This window comes from Paraglaciecola sp. (assembly GCF_039942875.1).
Classification (GTDB): Bacteria; Pseudomonadota; Gammaproteobacteria; order Enterobacterales; family Alteromonadaceae; genus Paraglaciecola.
The window spans coordinates 24560-45924 of sequence record NZ_JBDVBQ010000040.1 but is presented as its reverse complement, the minus strand read 5'-3'; the positions used below and the strand labels follow the sequence as shown (position 1 = coordinate 45924).

Annotated in this window: 20 protein-coding genes; 17 read left to right on the top strand and 3 right to left on the bottom strand. The window is 37.5% G+C overall.

Features of this window, described 5'->3' with window-relative positions:
- The 13 genes from ABJE44_RS13235 to msrA all read left to right on the top strand — a co-directional run bounded on the left by ABJE44_RS13235 (window position 1) and on the right by msrA (window position 10869).
- Window positions 1-870 (top strand): ParB/RepB/Spo0J family partition protein, encoded by an 870-nt coding sequence (locus ABJE44_RS13235; RefSeq protein WP_348109707.1) that lies wholly within the window; start codon window positions 1-3, stop codon window positions 868-870.
- Between the two features lie 228 nt (window positions 871-1098).
- On the top strand, window positions 1099-1488 hold the full coding sequence (locus ABJE44_RS13230) for an ATP synthase subunit I (RefSeq protein WP_348109705.1): 390 nt from the start codon (window positions 1099-1101) through the stop codon (window positions 1486-1488).
- 53 nt (window positions 1489-1541) lie between these two features.
- Window positions 1542-2342 carry a F0F1 ATP synthase subunit A gene (atpB, locus tag ABJE44_RS13225; RefSeq protein WP_348109703.1) on the top strand — a complete coding sequence of 267 codons (801 nt, stop codon included), beginning with the start codon at window positions 1542-1544 and terminating at the stop codon, window positions 2340-2342.
- A 120-nt stretch (window positions 2343-2462) separates the two neighbouring features.
- Window positions 2463-2702, top strand: a complete 240-nt coding sequence (gene atpE, locus ABJE44_RS13220; RefSeq protein WP_133468760.1) for a F0F1 ATP synthase subunit C — start codon at window positions 2463-2465, stop codon at window positions 2700-2702.
- 45 nt (window positions 2703-2747) lie between these two features.
- Entirely contained in the window at window positions 2748-3218 is a 471-nt protein-coding gene (atpF, locus tag ABJE44_RS13215) for a F0F1 ATP synthase subunit B (RefSeq protein ID WP_133468761.1), read from the top strand.
- A 14-nt stretch (window positions 3219-3232) separates the two neighbouring features.
- Window positions 3233-3766 (top strand): F0F1 ATP synthase subunit delta, encoded by a 534-nt coding sequence (atpH, locus tag ABJE44_RS13210; protein WP_348109700.1) that lies wholly within the window; start codon window positions 3233-3235, stop codon window positions 3764-3766.
- Window positions 3767-3779: 13 nt separating this feature from the next.
- Entirely contained in the window at window positions 3780-5321 is a 1542-nt protein-coding gene (gene atpA / locus ABJE44_RS13205; protein ID WP_133468763.1) for a F0F1 ATP synthase subunit alpha, read from the top strand.
- A 73-nt stretch (window positions 5322-5394) separates the two neighbouring features.
- The gene (gene atpG, locus ABJE44_RS13200; RefSeq protein ID WP_348109697.1) at window positions 5395-6255 is read left to right on the top strand and encodes a F0F1 ATP synthase subunit gamma; all 861 of its coding nucleotides are present in this window, start codon (window positions 5395-5397) and stop codon (window positions 6253-6255) included.
- A 48-nt stretch (window positions 6256-6303) separates the two neighbouring features.
- Window positions 6304-7689, top strand: coding sequence for a F0F1 ATP synthase subunit beta (atpD, locus tag ABJE44_RS13195; RefSeq protein WP_133468765.1), 1386 nt, complete (start codon window positions 6304-6306; stop codon window positions 7687-7689).
- Between the two features lie 133 nt (window positions 7690-7822).
- On the top strand, window positions 7823-8236 hold the full coding sequence (locus ABJE44_RS13190; protein WP_133468766.1) for a F0F1 ATP synthase subunit epsilon: 414 nt from the start codon (window positions 7823-7825) through the stop codon (window positions 8234-8236).
- Window positions 8237-8441: 205 nt separating this feature from the next.
- Window positions 8442-8879 (top strand): hypothetical protein, encoded by a 438-nt coding sequence (locus ABJE44_RS13185; protein WP_348109694.1) that lies wholly within the window; start codon window positions 8442-8444, stop codon window positions 8877-8879.
- Window positions 8852-10165, top strand: a complete 1314-nt coding sequence (locus ABJE44_RS13180) for an alpha/beta hydrolase-fold protein (RefSeq protein WP_348109692.1) — start codon at window positions 8852-8854, stop codon at window positions 10163-10165. Before ABJE44_RS13185 ends, ABJE44_RS13180 begins: the two co-directional genes overlap by 28 nt.
- A 122-nt stretch (window positions 10166-10287) precedes the next feature.
- Window positions 10288-10869 carry a peptide-methionine (S)-S-oxide reductase MsrA gene (gene msrA / locus ABJE44_RS13175; protein WP_348109691.1) on the top strand — a complete coding sequence of 194 codons (582 nt, stop codon included), beginning with the start codon at window positions 10288-10290 and terminating at the stop codon, window positions 10867-10869.
- Between the two features lie 27 nt (window positions 10870-10896).
- Here msrA and ABJE44_RS13170 read toward each other — a convergent pair whose 3' ends face one another.
- On the bottom strand, window positions 10897-13950 hold the full coding sequence (locus ABJE44_RS13170; protein WP_348109689.1) for a response regulator: 3054 nt from the start codon (window positions 13948-13950) through the stop codon (window positions 10897-10899).
- A 317-nt stretch (window positions 13951-14267) separates the two neighbouring features.
- Window positions 14268-14882, bottom strand: a complete 615-nt coding sequence (locus tag ABJE44_RS13165) for a tRNA-uridine aminocarboxypropyltransferase (protein ID WP_348109687.1) — start codon at window positions 14880-14882, stop codon at window positions 14268-14270.
- A gap of 188 nt (window positions 14883-15070) precedes the next feature.
- Here ABJE44_RS13165 and ABJE44_RS13160 point away from each other — a divergent pair, with 188 nt between their 5' ends.
- From ABJE44_RS13160 to ABJE44_RS13150, 3 genes are all read left to right on the top strand, one after another.
- On the top strand, window positions 15071-17038 hold the full coding sequence (locus ABJE44_RS13160) for a hypothetical protein (RefSeq protein ID WP_348109685.1): 1968 nt from the start codon (window positions 15071-15073) through the stop codon (window positions 17036-17038).
- Window positions 17039-17383 carry an MGMT family protein gene (locus ABJE44_RS13155; protein WP_348109683.1) on the top strand — a complete coding sequence of 115 codons (345 nt, stop codon included), beginning with the start codon at window positions 17039-17041 and terminating at the stop codon, window positions 17381-17383.
- Between the two features lie 91 nt (window positions 17384-17474).
- Window positions 17475-18647, top strand: coding sequence for an HD-GYP domain-containing protein (locus ABJE44_RS13150; protein WP_348109681.1), 1173 nt, complete (start codon window positions 17475-17477; stop codon window positions 18645-18647).
- Here ABJE44_RS13150 and ABJE44_RS13145 read toward each other — a convergent pair whose 3' ends face one another.
- The gene (locus tag ABJE44_RS13145) at window positions 18648-18839 is read right to left on the bottom strand and encodes a hypothetical protein (protein WP_348109679.1); all 192 of its coding nucleotides are present in this window, start codon (window positions 18837-18839) and stop codon (window positions 18648-18650) included.
- A 410-nt stretch (window positions 18840-19249) separates the two neighbouring features.
- Here ABJE44_RS13145 and ABJE44_RS13140 point away from each other — a divergent pair, with 410 nt between their 5' ends.
- The gene (locus tag ABJE44_RS13140; protein ID WP_348109778.1) at window positions 19250-21325 is read left to right on the top strand and encodes a prolyl oligopeptidase family serine peptidase; all 2076 of its coding nucleotides are present in this window, start codon (window positions 19250-19252) and stop codon (window positions 21323-21325) included.
- Window positions 21326-21365 lie beyond the last annotated feature (40 nt).

Below are 21365 nucleotides of genomic sequence, written 5' to 3'. Positions count from 1 at the left end.
ATGTCGGCAAAAAAACGAGGATTGGGTAGAGGGTTAGATGCCTTATTAGCTACTAGTCAAAGTGCTACAAGTTCTGAATTAGATAAAGCAGAGCAAAAAGGTGAATTACGTAAAATCCCAGTTGAGTTTTTACAGCCTGGTAAATACCAACCTCGTAAAGACATGTCTTCTGAAGCTTTAGAAGATTTAGCATCGTCAATTCGATCCCAAGGGGTTATTCAACCTATAGTCGTTCGAGAGGTTGCAGAAAATAAGTTTGAAATAATTGCTGGTGAACGACGCTGGCGTGCTTCTCAAATTGCACAATTAGATGAAATTCCCTGCTTAGTCAAAAACGTTCCAGATGAATCTGCTGTTGCCATTGCATTAATTGAAAATATTCAACGTGAAGATTTAAATGCTATGGAAGAAGCACAAGCATTAGACCGCCTAATGGTTGAGTTTGAACTAAGTCATCAAGAGGTCGCAACCGCTGTTGGTAAATCACGTACTACCGTAACGAATTTAATGCGTCTTAATAATTTAAATGACGATGTTAAATTGTTACTCGAGCATGGTGATATAGAAATGGGCCATGCTAGAGCATTATTATCACTAGAAGGCGATGTACAAAATGAAGCAGCGCAGACCGTATCTGGAAAAGGACTTACGGTTAGAGATACTGAAACTCTAGTTAGAAAATTATTAACCCCAGTAAAACCAAAAGCACCAATTAAGCCCGATCCTGACGTTGAGAAGTTACAAACTACCTTATCAGAAAACTTAGGTGCCCCTGTCAATATTGCTCACAACGCCAAGGGCAAAGGTAAGTTAGTCATCAACTTTTCCAGTCTTGATCAGCTTGATGGTATTTTGAGTCATATAAAATAATGTATTTAGATAAATTTTATTTTGGTAAACCAATTTAGTAATTGAGTAAATATAATAATAGCCTTAATCAAATACGTGAGTTATATAATCTCTATAAAATTTAATGCTTTATAGTGCTCTCCATAATAGTGCTTTTATGCACCAAACTAGACTTTATTGTTGTAAATCAGCGTAAGTTAAGTATAATTTTGGCGCTTTTCGATAGGTTTATATACGTAGAGGGATCAATTGGTAACTAGTTTGGTCCGAGAAGGTCAAAAATTGGCTAAAAACATACTTTTATTACAAAGTATAATCGCCATTATATGTACCTTACTATATTCCTTTTTTTTAGGAAAAAATGAAGGCTTATCAGCACTTTATGGTGGTTTAATATGTATTATACCAAGTGCTATATTTGCTTTCTTAGCATTCAGATATGCCGGTGCTAGTAAAATTAAGCTAGTAGTGCGGAGTTTTAACAAGGGAAGTAAACTGAAATTTTTGTTTACAATTTTATTGTTCTTGTTTGTATATCAATGGCAAAGTCTACAACCTTTGCCTTTAATAGTTACTTATGTAGTAACTTTGATGGCCCAATGGCCGATTATAATTTTTTTGAATCGCGTTGTTAGATAGAAATAAAAACGTGATTTAGTACCAGTTTTTAACTTTAAATTGTGGATGGAAAAATGGCAGCATCAGGTGACGAACAAAGCGTCAGCGCTTACATTCAACATCACTTAACTAATGCTTCTGTCGGTGAAGGGTTTTGGACTTTTCACATTGACACGTTGGCATGGTCGGTGGTTTTGGGTTTAGTGTTTTTAGTTAGTTTTCGCTCAGCAGCAAAAAAAGCGACAACAGGCGTACCAGGTAAATGGCAAGCTTGCGTTGAACTAGTTGTCGAGTTTGTAGATAACACTGTTAAAGGAACCTATCAGGGCAAGAGTCCGGTTATCGCTCCTTTAGCTTTAACTATCTTTGTTTGGGTCTTATTGATGAATTTGATGGATTTAATTCCTGTCGACCTCATTCCTTATATTGCTCAAAATATCGGTATTATGATGGGTGTTGATCCCCATGATGTTTATATAAAGTCAGTACCTACTACTGATACAAGTATGACCTTTGCTTTATCTTTGGGTGTATTTGCTTTAATGATTTTCTATTCAATAAAAATCAAAGGTGTCGGCGGTTTTCTGAAAGAACTTTATGCCCATCCTTTTAATACTCCTTGGTTATATTGGTTTAACTTTATATTGGAAGTGGTAGCACTTATTGCTAAACCTCTGTCTCTTGCTTTACGTCTTTTCGGTAACTTGTATGCGGGTGAGCTCATATTCATTCTTATTGCAGGTACTATTGGTCTTTGGCAATTACCTATTCATTTTTTATGGGCAGCATTCCATTTATTGGTTATCCCATTGCAAGCTTTCATATTCATGATGTTAACAATCGTTTACTTGAGTATGGCGAGCGAAAAACATTAATTTTTTGAAAGAATTTAGACAGCATTAGCTGGCCCTTTTGGGTGAGGCAAGGACGCCTACAAAACAAGTTTTACACGTTTTTTTATTTTAACTTTAACTTTAAACACAAGGTGAAAATCTATGGAAATCTTAGGTAATCTATATATCGCAGTTGGTATTTTGATTGGTCTATGCGCATTGGGGCCAGCTATTGGCTTCGGTATTTTAGGTGGTAAATTTTTGGAATCAGCTGCTCGTCAGCCTGAACTTTCAAATCAATTACAAACTAAAATGTTCATTGTAGCGGGTCTTATCGATGCGATTGCAATGATCGGTGTAGCAATCGCTCTTTATATGTTGTTTGTTCTTGGTGCTCAGTAATAGTTAACCATACCTTTTAACAACTATTAAAGAGGAGGAGCGGCCGTGTTACCAAATGCCACTCTAATAGGCGAATTAATAGCTTTCTTAGTGTTTGTTGTGTTCTGCATGAAATATGTATGGCCTCCAATCATTGGTGCTATTGAAGAACGCCAAAAGAAAATTGCTGATGGTCTTGCAGCTTCTGAGGAAGGCGAGAAAGCTCTCGAACTTGCTCAAGCAGATGCAGACGTTCAGCTTAAAGAAGCTAAAGCGCAAGCAGCTGAAATTATCGATCAGGCTAAAAAGCGTGGTACTCAGATTGTTGATGAGGAAACGCAACGTGGTCATTCTGAACGTGAGAAAATCATTGCTCAGGGTTATTCAGAGGTTGAAGCAGAAAGAAATCGCACTAAAGAAGAGTTACGTAAACAAGTAGCTGCTCTGGCGATAACTGGTGCTGAAAAAATCCTTGAAAGAGAAATTGATGCTGCAGCACAAAGTGACATAGTTGCAAAACTTGTCGCTGAATTGTAAGGGAGAATTGAGCTATGTCTGAATTGACAACTATCGCTCGCCCTTACGCGCAAGCTGCGTTCGATTACGCGGTTGAGAACAAAACCATTACCCAATGGCAAGAAATGTTATTTTTTGCTGCTGAAGTTTCTAAAGATGAAACGGTTAAAGAACTTTTAACTGGCTCTGTTGCGGCAGAGAAGCTTTCTGAAATATTCATTGGCGTGTGTGGCGAACAACTCGACCTACATGGCCAGAACTTAATAAAGGTTTTGGCTGATAATAGACGTTTACAAGCGTTGCCCGATATTTCTGCTTTGTTTAATCAGCTTAAAGCTGATTTTGAAAAAGAGATTGACGTTGAAATCACTTCGGCTGTCGAACTTGATGAATCACAACAAACAGCAATTGGTGCTTCTCTTGAGAAACGTCTTGCACGAAAAGTTAAGCTAAATTGTAGCGTGGATCCTGAACTAGTTGCCGGCGTACTAATTAAAGCCGGTGATACAGTAATTGACGGTTCACTTCGAAGTAAACTAAACCGTCTTTCAGACGCGTTACAAGCATAACGGGGAAAAGAGCATGCAACTGAATTCCACTGAAATTGCAGAACTAATCAAACAACGTATTGAGAAGTTCGAAGTAGTAAGTGAAGCTCGAAACGAAGGGACTATCGTTGGTGTAACCGACGGTATTATCCGTATCCATGGCCTTGCTGATGTAATGCAAGGTGAAATGATCGAGCTTCCTGGTAGTCGTTACGCTATCGCATTGAACCTTGAAAGAGATTCTGTAGGTGCGGTAGTTATGGGTCCTTACGCTGACTTACAAGAAGGCGTAAAAGTAAAATCTTCTGGACGTATCTTAGAAGTACCAGTAGGTCGTAACCTACTTGGTCGTGTTGTGAACACACTAGGTGCACCTATCGATGGTAAAGGCGCTATCGATGCAGACGGTTTTGAACCTGTTGAAAAAATTGCACCAGGCGTTATTGAACGTCAGTCAGTTGATCAACCAATTCAAACTGGTTATAAATCAGTAGATGCCATGATCCCAGTAGGTCGTGGTCAACGTGAATTAGTTATCGGTGACCGTCAAACTGGTAAAACTGCATTAGCGATTGATGCCATCATCAATCAAAAAGATTCAGGTGTTAAATGTGTATACGTAGCGGTAGGCCAAAAGGCATCTACTATTGCAAACGTAGTACGTAAGTTAGAAGAACATGGCGCATTGGCTAACACCATTGTTGTTGCCGCTTCTGCTTCTGAATCTGCTGCACTTCAATATTTGGCTCCTTACTCTGGTTGTACCATGGGTGAGTATTTCCGTGACCGCGGTGAAGACGCGTTGATTGTATATGATGACTTGTCTAAGCAAGCTGTTGCATATCGTCAGATTTCATTGTTGTTACGTCGACCACCAGGTCGTGAAGCGTATCCTGGAGATGTTTTCTATCTTCACTCGCGTCTTCTTGAACGTGCTGCACGTGTAAATGATAAATATGTTGAGCGTTATACTAATGGTGAAGTAACAGGTAAAACAGGTTCTTTAACTGCCTTACCTATTATCGAAACTCAAGCTGGTGACGTATCTGCATTCGTACCTACTAACGTAATCTCGATTACCGATGGTCAAATCTTCTTAGAGACAGATTTGTTCAACGCGGGTATCCGTCCTGCTGTAAACGCAGGTATTTCGGTATCACGTGTAGGTGGTGCAGCTCAAACGAAAATTGTTAAGAAACTAGGTGGTGGTATACGTCTAGCTCTAGCTCAATATCGTGAATTAGCGGCTTTCTCACAATTTGCATCTGACTTAGATGACGCAACACGTGAACAGCTTGAACACGGTGAGCGTGTTGTTGAATTAATGAAACAAAACCAATATGCACCACTTTCAGTAGGTGACATGGGTGTTTCTTTATTCTCTGTTGAAAAAGGATATTTGAAAGATGTTGCACTAGATAAAATTCTAGATTTTGAAGCATCTCTGCATTCTTATATGAACAGTGAATACAGCGAGCTGATGGACACTATCAATAAAACTGGTAATTTCGACAAGACAATTGAAGCCACACTAAATGAAGCTTTAACTAAGTTTAAAGAAACACAAACGTGGTAATCAATTTGGCTACTGAAATCTAATTTTATTAGATAAAGGTAGCCAGTATGTTGAATAATCGGAGATAGAGTTTATGGCTAGCGGTAAAGAGATAAAAGGTAAGATCGGTAGTATTAAAAATACTCAGAAGATCACCAGCGCTATGGAAATGGTTGCAGCGTCTAAAATGAAAAAGGCGCAAGACCGTATGGCTTCTAGCCGTCCATACGCTGAGAATATTCGTAACGTGATCGGTCACCTGGCAAACGCTAACCTTGAATATCGTCATCCATATTTGGAAGACCGCGAAGTAAAACGCGTGGGCTATATTGTGATTTCTACAGACCGTGGATTATGTGGTGGTTTAAACACTAACGAATTCAAATTGGTCGCTAAAGAAGCGCAAAAATGGCAAGAACAAGGTGTTGAAACAGACTTTGCTGCCCTAGGTGCAAAATCTGTAGCATTCTTCAACCGTTTTGGCGGCAATGTACTTGCTGCTGAATCTGGTCTAGGTGATGCGCCCACTGTCCAAGAAATAATTGGATTGGTTCGTATCATGTTGGAAGCATTCAACGATGGCAAAATAGACCGTTTATATCTGGTATTTAACAAGTTTGTTAATACTATGGCGCAAGAGCCACAGATCGATCAATTGTTGCCTTTGCCAAAATCTGAAGAACAAACATTACAACATCGTTGGGATTATATTTATGAACCTGATCCTAAGCCTATCTTAGATATGCTTTTGGTTCGCTTTATAGAGTCTCAAGTATACCAAGGTGTAGTCGAAAATGCCGCCTCTGAGCAAGCTGCTCGAATGGTTGCAATGAAAGCTGCAACAGATAACGCCGGCGACTTAATTGACGACTTGCAATTGGTATATAACAAAGCACGTCAAGCAGCTATCACACAAGAAATCAGTGAGATTGTTAGCGGCGCTTCAGCGGTCTAGTTTGTAAGTAAATTCAGGCAAAGGTTTTAGAATTTAAGAGGAATTAACATGAGTCAAGGTAAGGTCGTCCAAATAATTGGCGCCGTTGTGGACATCGAGTTTCCACAAGATTCGGTTCCAAAAGTATATGACGCGTTGCGAATCACTGAAGGTGAATTGCAAGGTTTGACCCTAGAAGTGCAGCAGCAACTTGGTGGTGGCGTAGTGCGTACAATCGCATTGGGTACTACTGATGGTTTGCGCCGTGGTTTAGCAGTTGAAAATACTGGTGAAGCTATTCAGGTTCCAGTTGGTACAGCCACATTAGGCCGTATCATGGATGTATTGGGTAACCCAATCGATGAAGCAGGTCCAATTGGTGAAGAAGAACGTATGTCTATTCACCGTGAAGCACCTACTTACGAAGATCAATCAAGTTCAGTTGAACTACTAGAAACAGGCATCAAAGTTATCGACTTAGTATGTCCGTTCGCTAAAGGTGGTAAAGTTGGATTGTTCGGTGGTGCCGGTGTTGGTAAAACCGTAAACATGATGGAGCTTATCCGTAACATCGCAATCGAGCACAGTGGTTACTCTGTATTCGCAGGTGTAGGTGAACGTACTCGTGAAGGTAACGATTTCTATCACGAAATGAACGAATCTAATGTACTTGATAAAGTATCGCTAGTTTACGGTCAAATGAATGAGCCTCCTGGAAACCGTTTACGCGTAGCGTTAACAGGTTTAACCATGGCAGAGAAATTCCGTGACGAAGGCCGTGACGTTCTTTTCTTCGTAGATAACATCTATCGTTACACACTTGCTGGTACTGAAGTATCTGCATTGTTAGGTCGTATGCCGTCAGCTGTAGGTTATCAGCCTACCCTAGCTGAAGAAATGGGTGTATTACAGGAGCGTATCGCTTCAACTAAGACAGGTTCAATCACGTCTATCCAAGCGGTATACGTACCTGCGGATGATTTGACCGATCCATCACCAGCAACAACTTTTGCTCACTTAGATGCAACTGTTGTATTGTCTCGTGACATCGCCTCTCTTGGTATTTACCCAGCGGTTGATCCACTAGACTCAACGTCACGTCAGCTTGATCCTCTAGTTATTGGTCAAGAGCATTATGATATTGCCCGTGGCGTACAATCAGTATTGCAACGTTATAAAGAACTGAAAGACATTATCGCAATTTTGGGTATGGACGAACTTTCTGAAGAAGATAAGTTATCTGTTTCTCGTGCTCGTAAAATTCAGCGTTTCTTGTCACAACCTTTCTTCGTAGCAGAAGTATTTACTGGTTCTCCTGGTAAATATGTATCTTTGAAAGACACTATCAGTGGATTTAAAGGCATTCTTGAAGGTGAATTTGATGACCTTCCTGAACAGGCTTTCTACATGGTTGGTTCTATCGAAGAAGCTAGCGAGAAAGCTAAAAACATGTAATTTTTAGTCTATGATCACGAAATCGTGTTGGAGGTGCATAGGTATAGTAATACCTTGTGTATCTCCTTCTAGATTTCAAGGTAAATAGACTCAAAAATGCCTGCATGTTTAAGAACTTTATTGGAGGTTCATTATGGCAACGACAACAGTACAACTAGATGTAGTAAGCGCTGAAACCAGTATCTTTTCTGGCGAGGTTGAAGCTATTCAAGTTACTGGTAGTGAAGGTGAACTAGGTATACATCCTGGTCATGCTCCTTTATTAACTACATTGTTACCTGGCATGGTACGTTTAGTACAAAACGGTGATGAAGAGAATATCTACATCAATGGTGGTGTACTTGAAATACAACCGGGTTCCGTAACTGTATTGGCTGATACTGCTATTCGTGCTGAAGATTTAGACGAACAAGCAGCTACTGAAGCGAAGAAACGCGCAGAAGAACATATCGCTAATCCAGGCGCTGATTTTGATTATGCAGAAGCAGCCATTGAGCTAGCAGAAGCTATTGCGCAGTTAAGGTTAATTCAAAAATTGCGTAAGTAAGTGTCAAAAAATACAAAATTAAAAAACCCAGCCATGCGCTGGGTTTTTTTATGAATTGAACAATTCAAAAACTAGGACATATTACTTATATTGAGTTTTAGGTTAATTCTCTATAACTATTGATAATGTAAAGGATAAACTAGCAAGAAGATGTAACTTAATGGGTTTAATTGAGTGTTTAGTTGCTTACAAATAAGGAGTCAAAATGAGTTTCAAAAATATTTTTTGCAGGCTAGTACTAACCTTTAGCCTATTCTTCTCTACACAGAACTTAAACGCAGTAACATTTGAGTTGAAGCTTCCCGAATCTGCACCCGAAAAAATATACGATGGGCGTTTAATACTCATTTTGGCTGCTAGCAACAAATTAGAACCAATGTATCAGGTAAACTCTAGTTTTGATGGGGCGCAAATCTTTGGTATTAACGTTGAAGGTTTTAAACGAGGCGAGACAAAAACTATAGGCAATGATGTATTGGGTTTTCCAGCTAAAAACATAGAAAGTATTCCTAAAGGTGAATATTATGTTCAGGCTGTTTTACATAAATATCAAACCTTTAACCTTGCAAGTGGTAAAACTGTAAAACTACCTGCAATACCAAGCGCTGGACAGAATTGGAAAAAGAGCCTGGAAACCTCGTAAGTAAACCCTTCAAAGTCATATTCGACCCAGCAGATAACAATATAATTAACATCATTCTCAGTGAAGTTAACCCCAATATTCAAGAACCGAAAGACACTGAGTACATTCGACATATTAAAATACGTAGCCAATTGTTATCAGACTTTTGGGGAACCGATATTTTTCTTCGAGCACATGTATTAGTACCTCATGACTTTGATAAGCATCCCCAAGCCCGTTTTCCTCTCTCTATTTTTCATGGCCATTTCCCATCTAATTTTGGCGGCTTTAGTGAAACGCCACCAGACCCCAAGTTAGTATGTAAATACAGCCAACGCTTCGATTTAGATTGTTATAACAAAATCGTAGCTCAAGAGTCTTATGATTTATATCAATATTGGGTAGCCCAAGATACTCCTAGGATGTTAATCGCTGAGATTGACCATAGTAATCCTTACTACGATGATAGCTACGCTGTGAACTCAGATAATTTAGGGCCATATGGGGATGCCATAACTTATGAGTTAATACCAGCCATAGATAGAGAATTTCGCGGCATAGGAGAAGGTTGGGCAAGGTTTCTTTATGGTGGCTCAACTGGAGGTTGGGAAGCTCTTGCTGTACAGGTTAAATACCCAGAGGAATACAATGGTGCATTTGCTGCTTGTCCCGACCCAATAGATTTTCGTCAATTTACTACTATTAATTTATACGAAGATGATAATGCCTATTTCCGTAAAGGTAGTTTTACAAAAATTGATAGACCATCGCACCGTAACTATCTAGGGCATTTATCTGGGTACATGGAAATGGATAACCATTGGGAATTAGTACTTGGAGATAAATCTCGTTCTGGTCAGCAATGGGACATTTGGGAAGCTGTTTATTCTCCTAATGGTGAAGATGGTTATCCTCAACGTATATGGAACAAAAAAACGGGAAAAATAAATAAAAGCGTCGCTGCATATTGGCGTGAAAATTACGATTTGCGTTATATTATGGAACGAGATTGGACTGAACTTGGCCCAAAATTAACAGGGAAAATTCATATTTATGTAGGAGATATGGACAATTTCTATCTTAATAATGCGGTTTATCTAACAGAAAAGTTTTTAGAAAATGCAGCACCAGCTTACGAAGGCGTTATAGATTACGGGGACCGTCATGAACATTGTTGGAATGGTGACCACGAAAATTCAAATGCAATATCTCGTTTACGTTATAACACCTTTTACGTACCGCAAATTTTAAAGCGTATTGAAAAATCCGCACCTAAAGGAGCGGATTTAAAAAGTTGGAGGTATTAGGTTTTTAATGAATGCTCACCCATATTTGAGTTTTTATCTATAAAATAAAAATGAAATGTTTTGTATTTATACAGGTCTTAATACCTATTAAGTACACCATTTTATTAGAGTGAAAGTTAGTAATGAAATACACCGTAGTCGTCTTATTCTTTATTATTGGAGCGTTTAGTTTAGAAACTTCTGCTGAAAAAGCCATTTTCGCAGGGGGATGTTTCTGGTGCATGGAATCAGATTTCGAAAAGTTAGACGGTGTTAATGAAGTCATATCAGGATTTACTGGGGGGACCTTAGAAAATCCCACGTATCGTGGTAATCATTATGGTCACTATGAAGCGGTAGAAATTGATTATGACGCCAGTAAATTAAGCTATCGGGACTTATTAGATCACTACTGGATAAACATTGACCCCTTTGATGATAGTGGCCAATTTTGTGATAAAGGGTTTAGTTATAAAAGCGCTATATTTGTAGCAAATGAAGATGAAAAAAGATTAGCTGAAGCGTCTAAACAATTAGTTATTTCGAAATTTCCAGAACAAACAGTTGTTACCCCTATTTTAAATACTACAAAATTTTATCCTATCAAAGGTAATGAGATACACCACCAAGATTATTACAAGAAAAGTCCTGTTAGATATAAGCTTTATCGTTGGAACTGCGGCAGAGATCAAAGGTTACAAGAAATTTGGGGTGTCAAAAAGTAACACAATTTTTTGTAAAGCCCCTTAATTTCAATTCATTAAGTTTGGCTCTAAGACGTTATTAAGTTGCCTGAGTTGCGTTTCTATCAAATTTAAATAGGGTTTAAATTCACTTAAGTTTGAATGCCCAGAAGTAATCATAACTTCCATAGATTTAAGAGCGGATTCCGCCTCAGTCAATGCACATTCGTGTGTACTAGGTAATAACCTATATAGGTGGACCAAAGCACTGTTTGTTTCGGAATTAATTAAAGCATCTTGTAACTGAATAAATATTTGTTCTGCATCCTCTGCAAATTCATAGATAGCCTTTAAAAATAATTCTACGTTATTCTTATGGTTAACTATGCCTTGTGGGATGTTAACGCAGGGTAAGTCGGTACACTGATGAGCTAGAGCTATTATTTTGGGGAGTTCAAAGGTTATGGCTATTTCATCGTCTTGCAACGCCGACTTCTCAATATTTGCAAATTTATTACCTATTAAAGCAAATCCAAATGAGCCTGCAGAACCGCTTATATTATGTGCAATTTCAGAGACTAGTGAAAGGTCTCGTTGTTTTAAGGCCTTATCAATTTTAACTAATTGTTCTCGCAAATTATCCTGATATTCACTCACTAAATTTAACATATCTTCTTTACTTAACACTTGCTCCGAATCACCTTGCATTGTTAAAAATAAAGACAATTTACGAATAAAATCTCTTCTGTCTATAGGTTTTGCTAGGTGTTCTGAAAACCCTATAGCCATGTATTCGTCAATTTCATGCTTCATATTATTGGCAGTAAGTGCAATGACAGGGGTATTGTTACCTGTCGAACGCAACTGTTTTAACGCAAGGGTTCCATCCATTATAGGCATATGGATATCAAGTAAAATTAGATCAAAATTTTGACGATATAGGACCTCTAATGCTTGTTGACCATTCTCTACTTTAGTCACTTTTATTTTCATTCGTTTCAGTAATAGAGAAATAAGCTCCCTATTATTTGGATGATCATCCGCTAGTAATACTGTGTTACCACTGAAGTTCGGTATCTTTGCTGGTTGAATAGATCGTGATGGAGTAGACCGCCATATCTCTGCAACACTATTTATCCAACTAGTGTTTTCTACAACATCTACCATTATATTTAAGGTAAAAGTTGACCCTTTATCTAGCGTACTGTTAAAGGTGATTTCACCCCCAAGTCCTTTTGCTAAACGTTGAGAAATACTTAAGCCTAAGCCCGTACCTCCAAAACGTCTATTAATGGAATTATCAGCTTGGGTGAATGGTTGAAAAAGTTTTTCTTGCTGCTCGAGTGATATCCCCTCTCCAGAGTCCTTGACAGTAATTTGTAATTTATTTTGAACCAAAGCGACCGATAAGCCAATGTACCCATTTTCTGTAAATTTAATGGCATTATTTGTGATGTTAAATAAAATTTGCTTTAAACGTGTAGGGTCAGTATTTATATGAGCTGGCAAGGGGTACTGATAGTTTAAATAAAATGCTAATCCTTTATCTCTAGCCCTTTTACCTACTAGTGATTCTACTTGTGCTAAAACAGAAAAAAGTGGAGTAGGAATAGATTCAAATTCTAACTTATTTGCATCAATTTTACTTATATCGAGAATATCATTAATGACATTCAGCAAGTGATTACCATTTTCGGCAATTATTTTAGTTACCCGTTCTTGTTCTGCTTTATCAATATCACCCGTTAAGATGCCATCTGCATAACCAATAATAGATGTTAAAGGAGTACGAATTTCGTGGCTCATAGTAGCCAAAAAACGACCTTTGGCATTATTGGCTTCGATTAAATCACTATTTGTTTTTTCTAGTTTTAAATTCGCTTCTTTCAACTCAACAGTGCGTCTTGCTACTTTAGTTTCTAAGCTGGCATTGAGTTCATTATTTTTAAGAGTTAACACCCGTAATTGTGCCGCTAATGCAAATGCTAATAGTAAACTGTCTAGACAATTACCTATTAAACCTAATAGATAGATATTAACGTTTAACCCTGGTAAAAATTCAATATTTATCAGATTTACTACCATGTTTGGCAGAGCTACCGACAATAAAGCTAGTGTGTAATACTTGGCAGGGGAATACCCATTTATCCAACAACGTACACCGGTATAAATACCTATAAATGCCGTTAATGAAGTAGAAAAAGTTGCTAGATATAAACCTGTTTCATAATTATAAAAAGCGAAAGGAATAGAGATTAAAGCTATTAAGGCTACTATTTTCAAGGTCAAAGCTATCTTAGGACTGACCTTGTCTAACTGTAAAAATTGAATATTGAAAAAACAAGTAAATATAGAGCCAATAAGAAATGCCGGCAGTCCAAATATAAGTGAGTTTTCAAAACCTAAGTAGTGGGGTACGGCAAATACTATAGCCCAAGCAGTACCGTAACTTAACGTAGAAAGTGCATAAGTTAAGTATTGATAATTATGAGTGCTAGAGAAAATAAAAAGATTATAAATACCTAATGCTAAGGAAATGCCTAAACCGATTAGCAACAATACATTTTCAATATGAAATAGCTTTACGGTTTGCTCAAAAGGTTTAACAACTATTTTTATAGGTGAAAAAAAGTAAGGGCTATCAAACAATATTGCAATTGTTTTACGTTGTCCTGGACTTATTTCTATTTTACTACCGTAATGAAAATCTTGCTGATTATTAAGGCCATGACCTGACTTTACCGTTTCATTAAACTTGCTACAGTCATAACAAAAAATCTCAATACGTTGCACCACTGAACCATAAGGATATATAAACCATTCAGTTTGCTGAGTGTCATTATTTAATTCAAATACCGCCACATATTTATCACCACTTAAATTGGTATCAGTGTGGGGTTGTAATGAAGATATTAAAGCCTCGAGAGTCGCTTTGTTTCTTGGAAGGGCTTGTGAATTACCAAGTAAAGAAAAATAACTAATCTGCTCGGTAAGATTATGACCATTTAGATTGCTCAGTTTGATGCTAGGAATATTATCAGTTGTCGCAGCAAATAAATTTTGCCCCAACATAACAGCAAATAGCGCTAAAAAGCTTACAAATTTAAAACTTCTATAATACATCTTTATATACTTTTATAGTTCAGAGCCATATCTAATCTTAATTATTAGAGCTCTATTATCTTTTGTTAATATCTGGTTTTATCTATAAAAGTCAGCAGTGAGTTTCCAATATACTGAAGTGGAAATCAGTCTCTATATTTACAGTTTATAATTTAACCCATAACGAGTTAACTACCTTAGTAAAGTACTAAAGTATGGAGTTTATATACTGCATCTTTTTCCGGCAAAAGTCAGTTACATGTAGAATATTTCTTCAAAATGGGAAAATATTCATTCTTTAAAGATTTTAAAATGTCATTTAGGCAAGGAAGACAGTGTTAGTTCCCAGTATTTTCTAGAAAGCAAACCTGCTGCATTTTTGTGAATAGACTATAAAGAGGATCACAGTTAATACCATGAGTATATTCAAGTATATAGGCCACAGACTCTAAGGTTGAAAGGCTATTTTTTTGTGTGGTATGTCTAATTTTATATTGGTTAATGGGAGGTGCAGAGAAGTGCCAACTCTGTAGTTTATGCAGCCACGGATTAAGTTTCCATATTTTTAAAGCTTTCCGCCAAGATGCGTCAATAAAGATCACTGTATGCCCTGAGGGAAAATAATCTTGCTTTTGCTCGATATTGATAAGAGATTCTAGTGGCTTACTTTGCTCATGGGGATAACACACACTGAAGTTCTCTGGTTTTTGCGACACTAACTTAATAAATTCTGTCCAATCCTCAGGTGACTCTCCTGTTAACACATCTATTCTATTTAACGTTAAATTAAGTAACTTAACTGTGTTTTTGGCATGTTTTGCTTCTTTTGGCTGTTGCAGAATGACTATGTTTATTGGGCTATTAAGCGGATAAACCCAAGCACACAAACACGTTTTTTGAGGATAGTCACATAGAATACAATGCTCTCTTTTCTTTATGTTAGAAATGTTCATATTTGATTGGGTTTATTTCCTTCAACAGATATTCTGCTTGGTGTTTGTGCACACACTTGTTAGATTTGTTAATTATATTAGTACTTACCTAACCAAATGAACTTTTTTAACATAAAAAAGGATTTATATGTTTAGCTTATACCTTACCTATTTGATGATATTGCCTACCCGAATTCTGGATTTTTAAAATGGCATTTAATAACAAACTTGATTACATACCCAATCAGCCTTTTTCGGGCAGCTCTCAGTATATGTCTGATCTAGAACGTAAAAAATTTCAAACTCGTAAATGGCAGGTTTTAATTGGTACATTCTGCTTATTAATGGTTATTTCTAATATTGTAATTTGGAGTCAAGCTGCGGTTTATCAAAGCCAAGCAATATTACATTTTTCGTATCCTTCGCAAACAGAACAAGTATTCGCAGACTTGCCACAAAGGCAAATAACGATACATACCCGCAGGCTTAAAAGCAGCAGTGTTTTAACGGCAGTTTCTGAGGCGTTATCTGAAAGGCAATACTTAAACATTAGTTTGCAAACTTTGGTTGTTAACTTAGAAGTTGAGCCAAGTTTAACTGGTCGTATTATTACACTTAAGGCAAACGGTTCCGATCCAAAAATTCTTAAACCTATATTAGAAACTTGGGTAGAGGTATACCTAGCACTTATCGATTCTGAAAAAGAAGTGAGCAACACAGAAGTACAAGAATCCGCAAATGAACAACTTTTATTGCTAGAGCAAAAAATTGTTGAACAAAAGTATCAAGTACAAAACTTTGCACAGAGCAATAACATTACTTCTTTAGAGCGAGATGAAAACCGTGTCTTAAATAAAGTAAAAAATTTAAGTACTAGTCTTGATTTAGCTATTGCAGAAAAGGCTGAAAAAAGTGCCCTCCTGTCTAGCGTTGAAGTGTCTATTAGTAATGGAGAAACCCTAGTACGTCCAGAAGATAAATTTGCCATTGATGAAACCAGATCTAAATTACAAGAAATAACAGCAGGGTTAGATGCCTTGTCAGAGCAATATACCCAAGCCTATCTAGAACGAGACACTGTTATTGTGGCTCGCCAGCAAGAAGCTATAAAATTACAAGCTTTTCTCGATGAACAAATCAAACTTAGTCAAAAAGCATATATGCAAGAAGTCCAGCGAGATGTGCAAACAGCCAGCAATAAGGTTGTAGAGCTGCAAAAACAGCTAGATGAGCAAAATAAACTGGCACAAACATTTAATCAAAATTTAGAAGAATTCAAACAATTAGATACAGAGCTAAAAGCATTGCAAGCACAGGCTCAAACAATAAAAACACAACAAATAACGCAACAGGTATCTAAACCTTTTGATGCAAAAATCAGCTTGTTAGAACCTCCTTTTATCCCTGACTTTGCTATATCACCTAATTATTTATTAAACAGTTTTATTAGTTTAATTGGATCATTGATTATCGCCATATTGGCATTGTTTTTATATAGTTTTATCTTCAAACAATACGTATCACAAGGTACCTCAAGTAATTTTGTTGTAGTACCGGGGCAAAATGTTAATCAAGATTTAGCTAATCTTAATAATCAACAGCCTGTACAGCTTAACCAAGCAAACCCACAATCATTGTCGCAGCTCGAAGCACCAGCTGTAAGGTTGTTGACCATTGTTGAAAGCAAATCTTTGTTTGCAGTAGCAAACAAACAAGCAAAGGTGTTAATCGGTTTAACCATGTGTGGTGTTGAGCAACAAGAGTTAAAAGTCATCAGTGCCAGAGATTTTCAAAAAGACTATTCTCAGATGACTATAAAGGGAGTGGCATCAAGAGTTTTAGCCGTACCTTCATACCTAAGTGAAATTTTAAATAATTTATGTGTAACGAGTGGCAATGAGGATATATGGTCTAACCTTGATCCTGATCAGGACTTTTCACTCCTTTTAGTTAATGCTGCCCATGATGCAAATTTACTTCTTCCAGAGCAAATTGATCTAAATGTATTACGTCATACGTATATCAGTTTCTTGGTTAATCAAGGCATAAAGCTGAATGATATAGAAAGAGTGGCTGGGTTTATTGCTCCTTCAGAGTTGGCGCGGTACCGTCATATTAATAATCAAAAAGAAGCAGTAAATATAGAAAACATTAACACCCAGTATCCAGTTGTTTAAATGCAAGTATTATCACCTCAGCAAAAAATATGGCGAACTACCCTGCTTATTCCAAAGGGAAAAGTGGCTACTTATGGACAAGTAGCGGATTTAGCAGGCCTACCAGGTCGAGCAAGGTTAGTTGGCAAAGCTTTAGGTGCTGTGCCAAAAGATTTGCAAGTACCTTGGTATAGAGTGTTACGCTCTACTGGACAGCTTGCTTTTGTATCGGGTTCGGTGCAATCAAAAAAACAGATTGGATACTTGCAACAAGAAAATGTTGTTGTTCTGAATAACAGAGTAAAACTTAACATTTTTCAATGGCAACCTGATTTGGGGGAGTTATTATGGAAATTAAAATTTTGATTCTCTTGAAAAATATGCTTAATATTTTACTGGCTTAGGCAATCTTATTTAGTGAGGTCGTCCCTTTAAATACACTTTTAGAGTTAAAAAATTGCTAAAGACTATACTTATAAATGAAGTTACAGAAGGGATGTACATTGACTCTATCGTAAAACAAAAAAGTAAACTCAAGATAGCTAGTCGAGGTAGAGTAACCTCTAAAAAAGCGATCGATCAGTTAAAAAAACAAGGTATTTTAGCGGTTGCAATTGATTTAAGTAAACAACTTAATGTTAAAGAAAAAGAACAGCAAAACGTCACTGTAAACCCTAAATCCGACGTACCTTTTGAATCTGAACTTGCAATGGCTATGAAGTTGCATGCGCAGGGTAAAAATATTCAAAAAAACCTGTTAAACAATGTGGCTAAAAACCTTCCTGTAGATGTAGCTGTGCCACAAGAATTCGCTTCTAGCCTAGTCTCATCCATAGATAGAAACCCAAATGCATTAATGTGCATGACCAAAATACGAGAAAAGGACACTTACCTTTTAGAGCATTCTTTAAATGTATCTATCTTGTTAGCTCATTTTGGAACTCATTTAGGGCTAACTGAAGACCAAGTGCAAGAGCTCGCATTATCTGGTTTTTTACATGATATTGGAAAAATTAAAATTCCTGATGCGATATTGCATAAACCAGGACGCCTAACTGATTCAGAAATGGAGATTATGCGTAAACATGTGGTTTATGGCACAAAAGTGTTAGATGAAATGGGATTACCTGATTCTATGGTTACGACCATAAGTCAGCACCATGAGAGGTTAGATGGCTTGGGTTATCCACTAGGATTGCAAGGAGAACAAATAACTAAGTTTGGCCGCATGATTGCCATAGTGGATACCTATGACGCTATAACAGCAGACAGATGTTATAAAGCGGGTATGCCATCTAAAAAAGCCTTACAAATATTACTAAAAGATAGCCCAAATAAGTTTGATTTAGCCTTAGTTAAACAGTTTGTTCACTGTGTCGGTATTTATCCTGTTGGTAGTTTAGTGAAACTAGATAACGAAAAGGTCGCTATGGTGCTTAAACAACATCCTGAACATGCTATTAAACCTGTTGTTAAGGTATTTTACTCTGTCCGTGGTAGTCATTATTTAGAGCCCAAAGAGCTCAACTTAGCAGCAAGTAATAACACTGTACAAATAGTAGAAGCCGTAATCGCCAGCGACTATAAATTGGATTTTAACCGCTATTTTAATGAATCAATTGCGTTGTAATTAACGACAAATTTGTTCAGGTAGTAATTTTAAAATCACTCTAAGTTGATCTGTCGTGACAGCTGATGGGCAGACGCCCTTATTGACTAAATCTTCACGAATACATGCAGGATCGGTAGACGAAAAATCAGCGCTATTTTTTTGCACGTAACGGGTTAATTGTTGTTGCATTTTTCGTGTTAAACAAGACATCTGTACAACCTTATCAGTGAAATGTTATCGGCCTATAAAAATCCAAAGGCTATCATTTTGAGTATAGATATTTTGTATATATGAATATAAAATATCTGCATAAATTAATGATAATCAAAAAGTAAGCCAATAAAGTTTTATTTATATAATTCAATACATTACGTTTTATTTTGATGTTAATTAAATGTTGCTTGTAAATAAAACTGACACTCTTTTTAACTTCGATATACTATTGCTTAAATTAAGCTAAATCCTGACAATTACAGCATTTATTAATAATAAAATGAAACGGGAACTACATGAAACATAATATAGAAAAGGGCTTGCTAAAAACGACCTGGAATAGCGTGTTGATAACTGCATCAACTACTCTATTGCTTGCTTGTCAGCCAAAAACAGAGGACGTAAAAATGCCAGAAGTCGAGTCTCAAGCTTCATCAGTGTTAACTTATCCAGTAACCCGTAAAGGAGATGTAGTTGATACCTATTTTGGTGAGCAAGTTGCCGATCCGTACCGCTGGCTTGAAGATGACAGAAGTACAGAAACCGAAGCTTGGGTAAAAGCTCAAAATAAAACGACACAAGGGTATTTAGAGCAAGTACCTTACAAAGATAAAATTGCTAACGTTGTTAAAAATCTACTGAACTACGAAAGAATTTCTGCTCCATTTACTGAGGGTGATTACACCTATTTTTATAAGAACGATGGGCTACAGAATCAAAGTGTGGTGTATCGCCAAAAAGGTGAAGGTGAGCCACAAGTATTTATCGATCCAAACAAACTGAGTGATGACGGCACAATATCATTAGCGGGTCTGTCATTTTCGAATGACGGATCTTTAGCTGCGTACTTAACTTCAACTGGTGGTAGTGATTGGCGTGAGCTTTATGTAATTGACACCAATACTATGGAAAAGGTCGATACCAAACTGGTAGACCTTAAATTTACAGGTGTCTCTTGGTACAAGAATGAAGGTTTTTATTACTCTAGCTATGATAAACCTGAAGGGTCTGAGTTAAGTGAAAAAACCGACCAGCACAAAGTGTATTATCACAAAATGGGTACCGCCCAAAAAGATGATATGGCTATTTTTGGTCATACTGACGATCAAAAACATCGTTATGTTGGCGCCGAAGTGTCAGACGATAATCAATATTTAATTATCTCTGCAGCGAACTCAACGTCGGGTAATCGCGCTTATTTAAAACACTTAAACGATGTGAACGCAACATGGATAACGGTGAAGGAATCCATAGTGTCAGATGTTTATTTGTTAACTAATAAAGGTGAAGATCTGTATTTGGTAACAAACTACCAAGCACCTAATAGTAAAATTGTAAAAGTTAAAGCCAGCGCTCCCAATGTAGAAAATTGGCAAGATGTGGTGTCAGAAACCGAAAATGTTTTATCACCTAGCACAGCTGGTGGCTATATTTTTGCTGAATACATGGTAGATGCAATTTCTAAGGTGTTTCAATACACTCTTGAGGGTGAGCAAGTGCGTGAAATTGCCTTGCCAGACATTGGTACAGCAGGCAGCTTTGCTGGCAAACAAAAAGCCACTACAACGTATTTCACCTTTAGCAATTACACTACGCCTACCACTATCTATTCATACGATATTACAACTGGAAAAACGGCATTATTCAACAAGCCAGCATCGGCATTTGATGGCAGCCAATATGTATCTAAACAAGTATTTTATACATCTAAAGACGGCACCAAAGTGCCTATGATTATCACCCAACATAAAGATGCAAAGCTTGACGGTAGCAGCCCAACTATTTTATACGGTTATGGAGGCTTTAATATTAGCCTTACTCCTCAGTTTAGTTCTACTGTGGCAGCTTGGTTAGAGTTAGGAGGTAGCTATGCAGTAGCTAATATTCGTGGTGGTGGTGAATATGGTAAAGCATGGCATAAGGCGGGTACTCAATTACAAAAGCAAAATGTGTTCGATGATTTTATTGCGGCGGCCGAGTATTTAGTAGATAACAAATATACTAGTAGCGAACATCTTGCTCTGCGTGGAGGCTCGAATGGCGGCCTATTGGTGGGAGCTGTGGCCAATCAACGCCCTGATTTAGCTGCGGTAGCATTACCTGCAGTTGGTGTTATGGATATGCTGCGCTACCACACCTTTACCGCAGGTGCGGGCTGGGCTTATGACTACGGTACAGCAGAACAAAGTAAAGAAATGTTCGAGTACCTAAAAGCTTACTCGCCAGTTCATACGATAAAATCAGGTGTTGAATACCCTGCTACCTTGGTCACTACAGCTGACCATGATGACCGCGTAGTACCTGCTCACTCATTTAAGTACGCTGCTATGCTACAAGCCAACCAAACGGGTACTAGCCCGACGCTTATTCGTATAGAAACAGACGCGGGTCACGGAGCAGGCACGCCCATCAGTAAAACCATAGAACAATATGCAGATATCTACGGATTCACCTTATATAACATGGGCGTAAAAGCTTTATAAATTAAGGATTGAGTTCGCTTAGCGTAAAAAGCCATCACAA

Excerpts from the sequence above, each read along its gene's own strand:
- ABJE44_RS13235 (WP_348109707.1), top strand. The coding sequence starts at position 1 with ATGTCGGCAAAAAAACGAGGATTGGGTAGAGGGTTAGATGCCTTATTA.
- atpB (WP_348109703.1), top strand. The coding sequence starts at position 1,542 with ATGGCAGCATCAGGTGACGAACAAAGCGTCAGCGCTTACATTCAACAT.
- atpE (WP_133468760.1), top strand. The coding sequence starts at position 2,463 with ATGGAAATCTTAGGTAATCTATATATCGCAGTTGGTATTTTGATTGGT.
- atpH (WP_348109700.1), top strand. The coding sequence starts at position 3,233 with ATGTCTGAATTGACAACTATCGCTCGCCCTTACGCGCAAGCTGCGTTC.
- atpA (WP_133468763.1), top strand. The coding sequence starts at position 3,780 with ATGCAACTGAATTCCACTGAAATTGCAGAACTAATCAAACAACGTATT.
- atpG (WP_348109697.1), top strand. The coding sequence starts at position 5,395 with ATGGCTAGCGGTAAAGAGATAAAAGGTAAGATCGGTAGTATTAAAAAT.
- atpD (WP_133468765.1), top strand. The coding sequence starts at position 6,304 with ATGAGTCAAGGTAAGGTCGTCCAAATAATTGGCGCCGTTGTGGACATC.
- ABJE44_RS13190 (WP_133468766.1), top strand. The coding sequence starts at position 7,823 with ATGGCAACGACAACAGTACAACTAGATGTAGTAAGCGCTGAAACCAGT.
- ABJE44_RS13185 (WP_348109694.1), top strand. The coding sequence starts at position 8,442 with ATGAGTTTCAAAAATATTTTTTGCAGGCTAGTACTAACCTTTAGCCTA.
- msrA (WP_348109691.1), top strand. The coding sequence starts at position 10,288 with ATGAAATACACCGTAGTCGTCTTATTCTTTATTATTGGAGCGTTTAGT.
- ABJE44_RS13170 (WP_348109689.1), bottom strand. The coding sequence starts at position 13,950 with ATGTATTATAGAAGTTTTAAATTTGTAAGCTTTTTAGCGCTATTTGCT.
- ABJE44_RS13165 (WP_348109687.1), bottom strand. The coding sequence starts at position 14,882 with ATGAACATTTCTAACATAAAGAAAAGAGAGCATTGTATTCTATGTGAC.
- ABJE44_RS13160 (WP_348109685.1), top strand. The coding sequence starts at position 15,071 with ATGGCATTTAATAACAAACTTGATTACATACCCAATCAGCCTTTTTCG.
- ABJE44_RS13155 (WP_348109683.1), top strand. The coding sequence starts at position 17,039 with ATGCAAGTATTATCACCTCAGCAAAAAATATGGCGAACTACCCTGCTT.
- ABJE44_RS13145 (WP_348109679.1), bottom strand. The coding sequence starts at position 18,839 with ATGTCTTGTTTAACACGAAAAATGCAACAACAATTAACCCGTTACGTG.
- ABJE44_RS13140 (WP_348109778.1), top strand. The coding sequence starts at position 19,250 with ATGCCAGAAGTCGAGTCTCAAGCTTCATCAGTGTTAACTTATCCAGTA.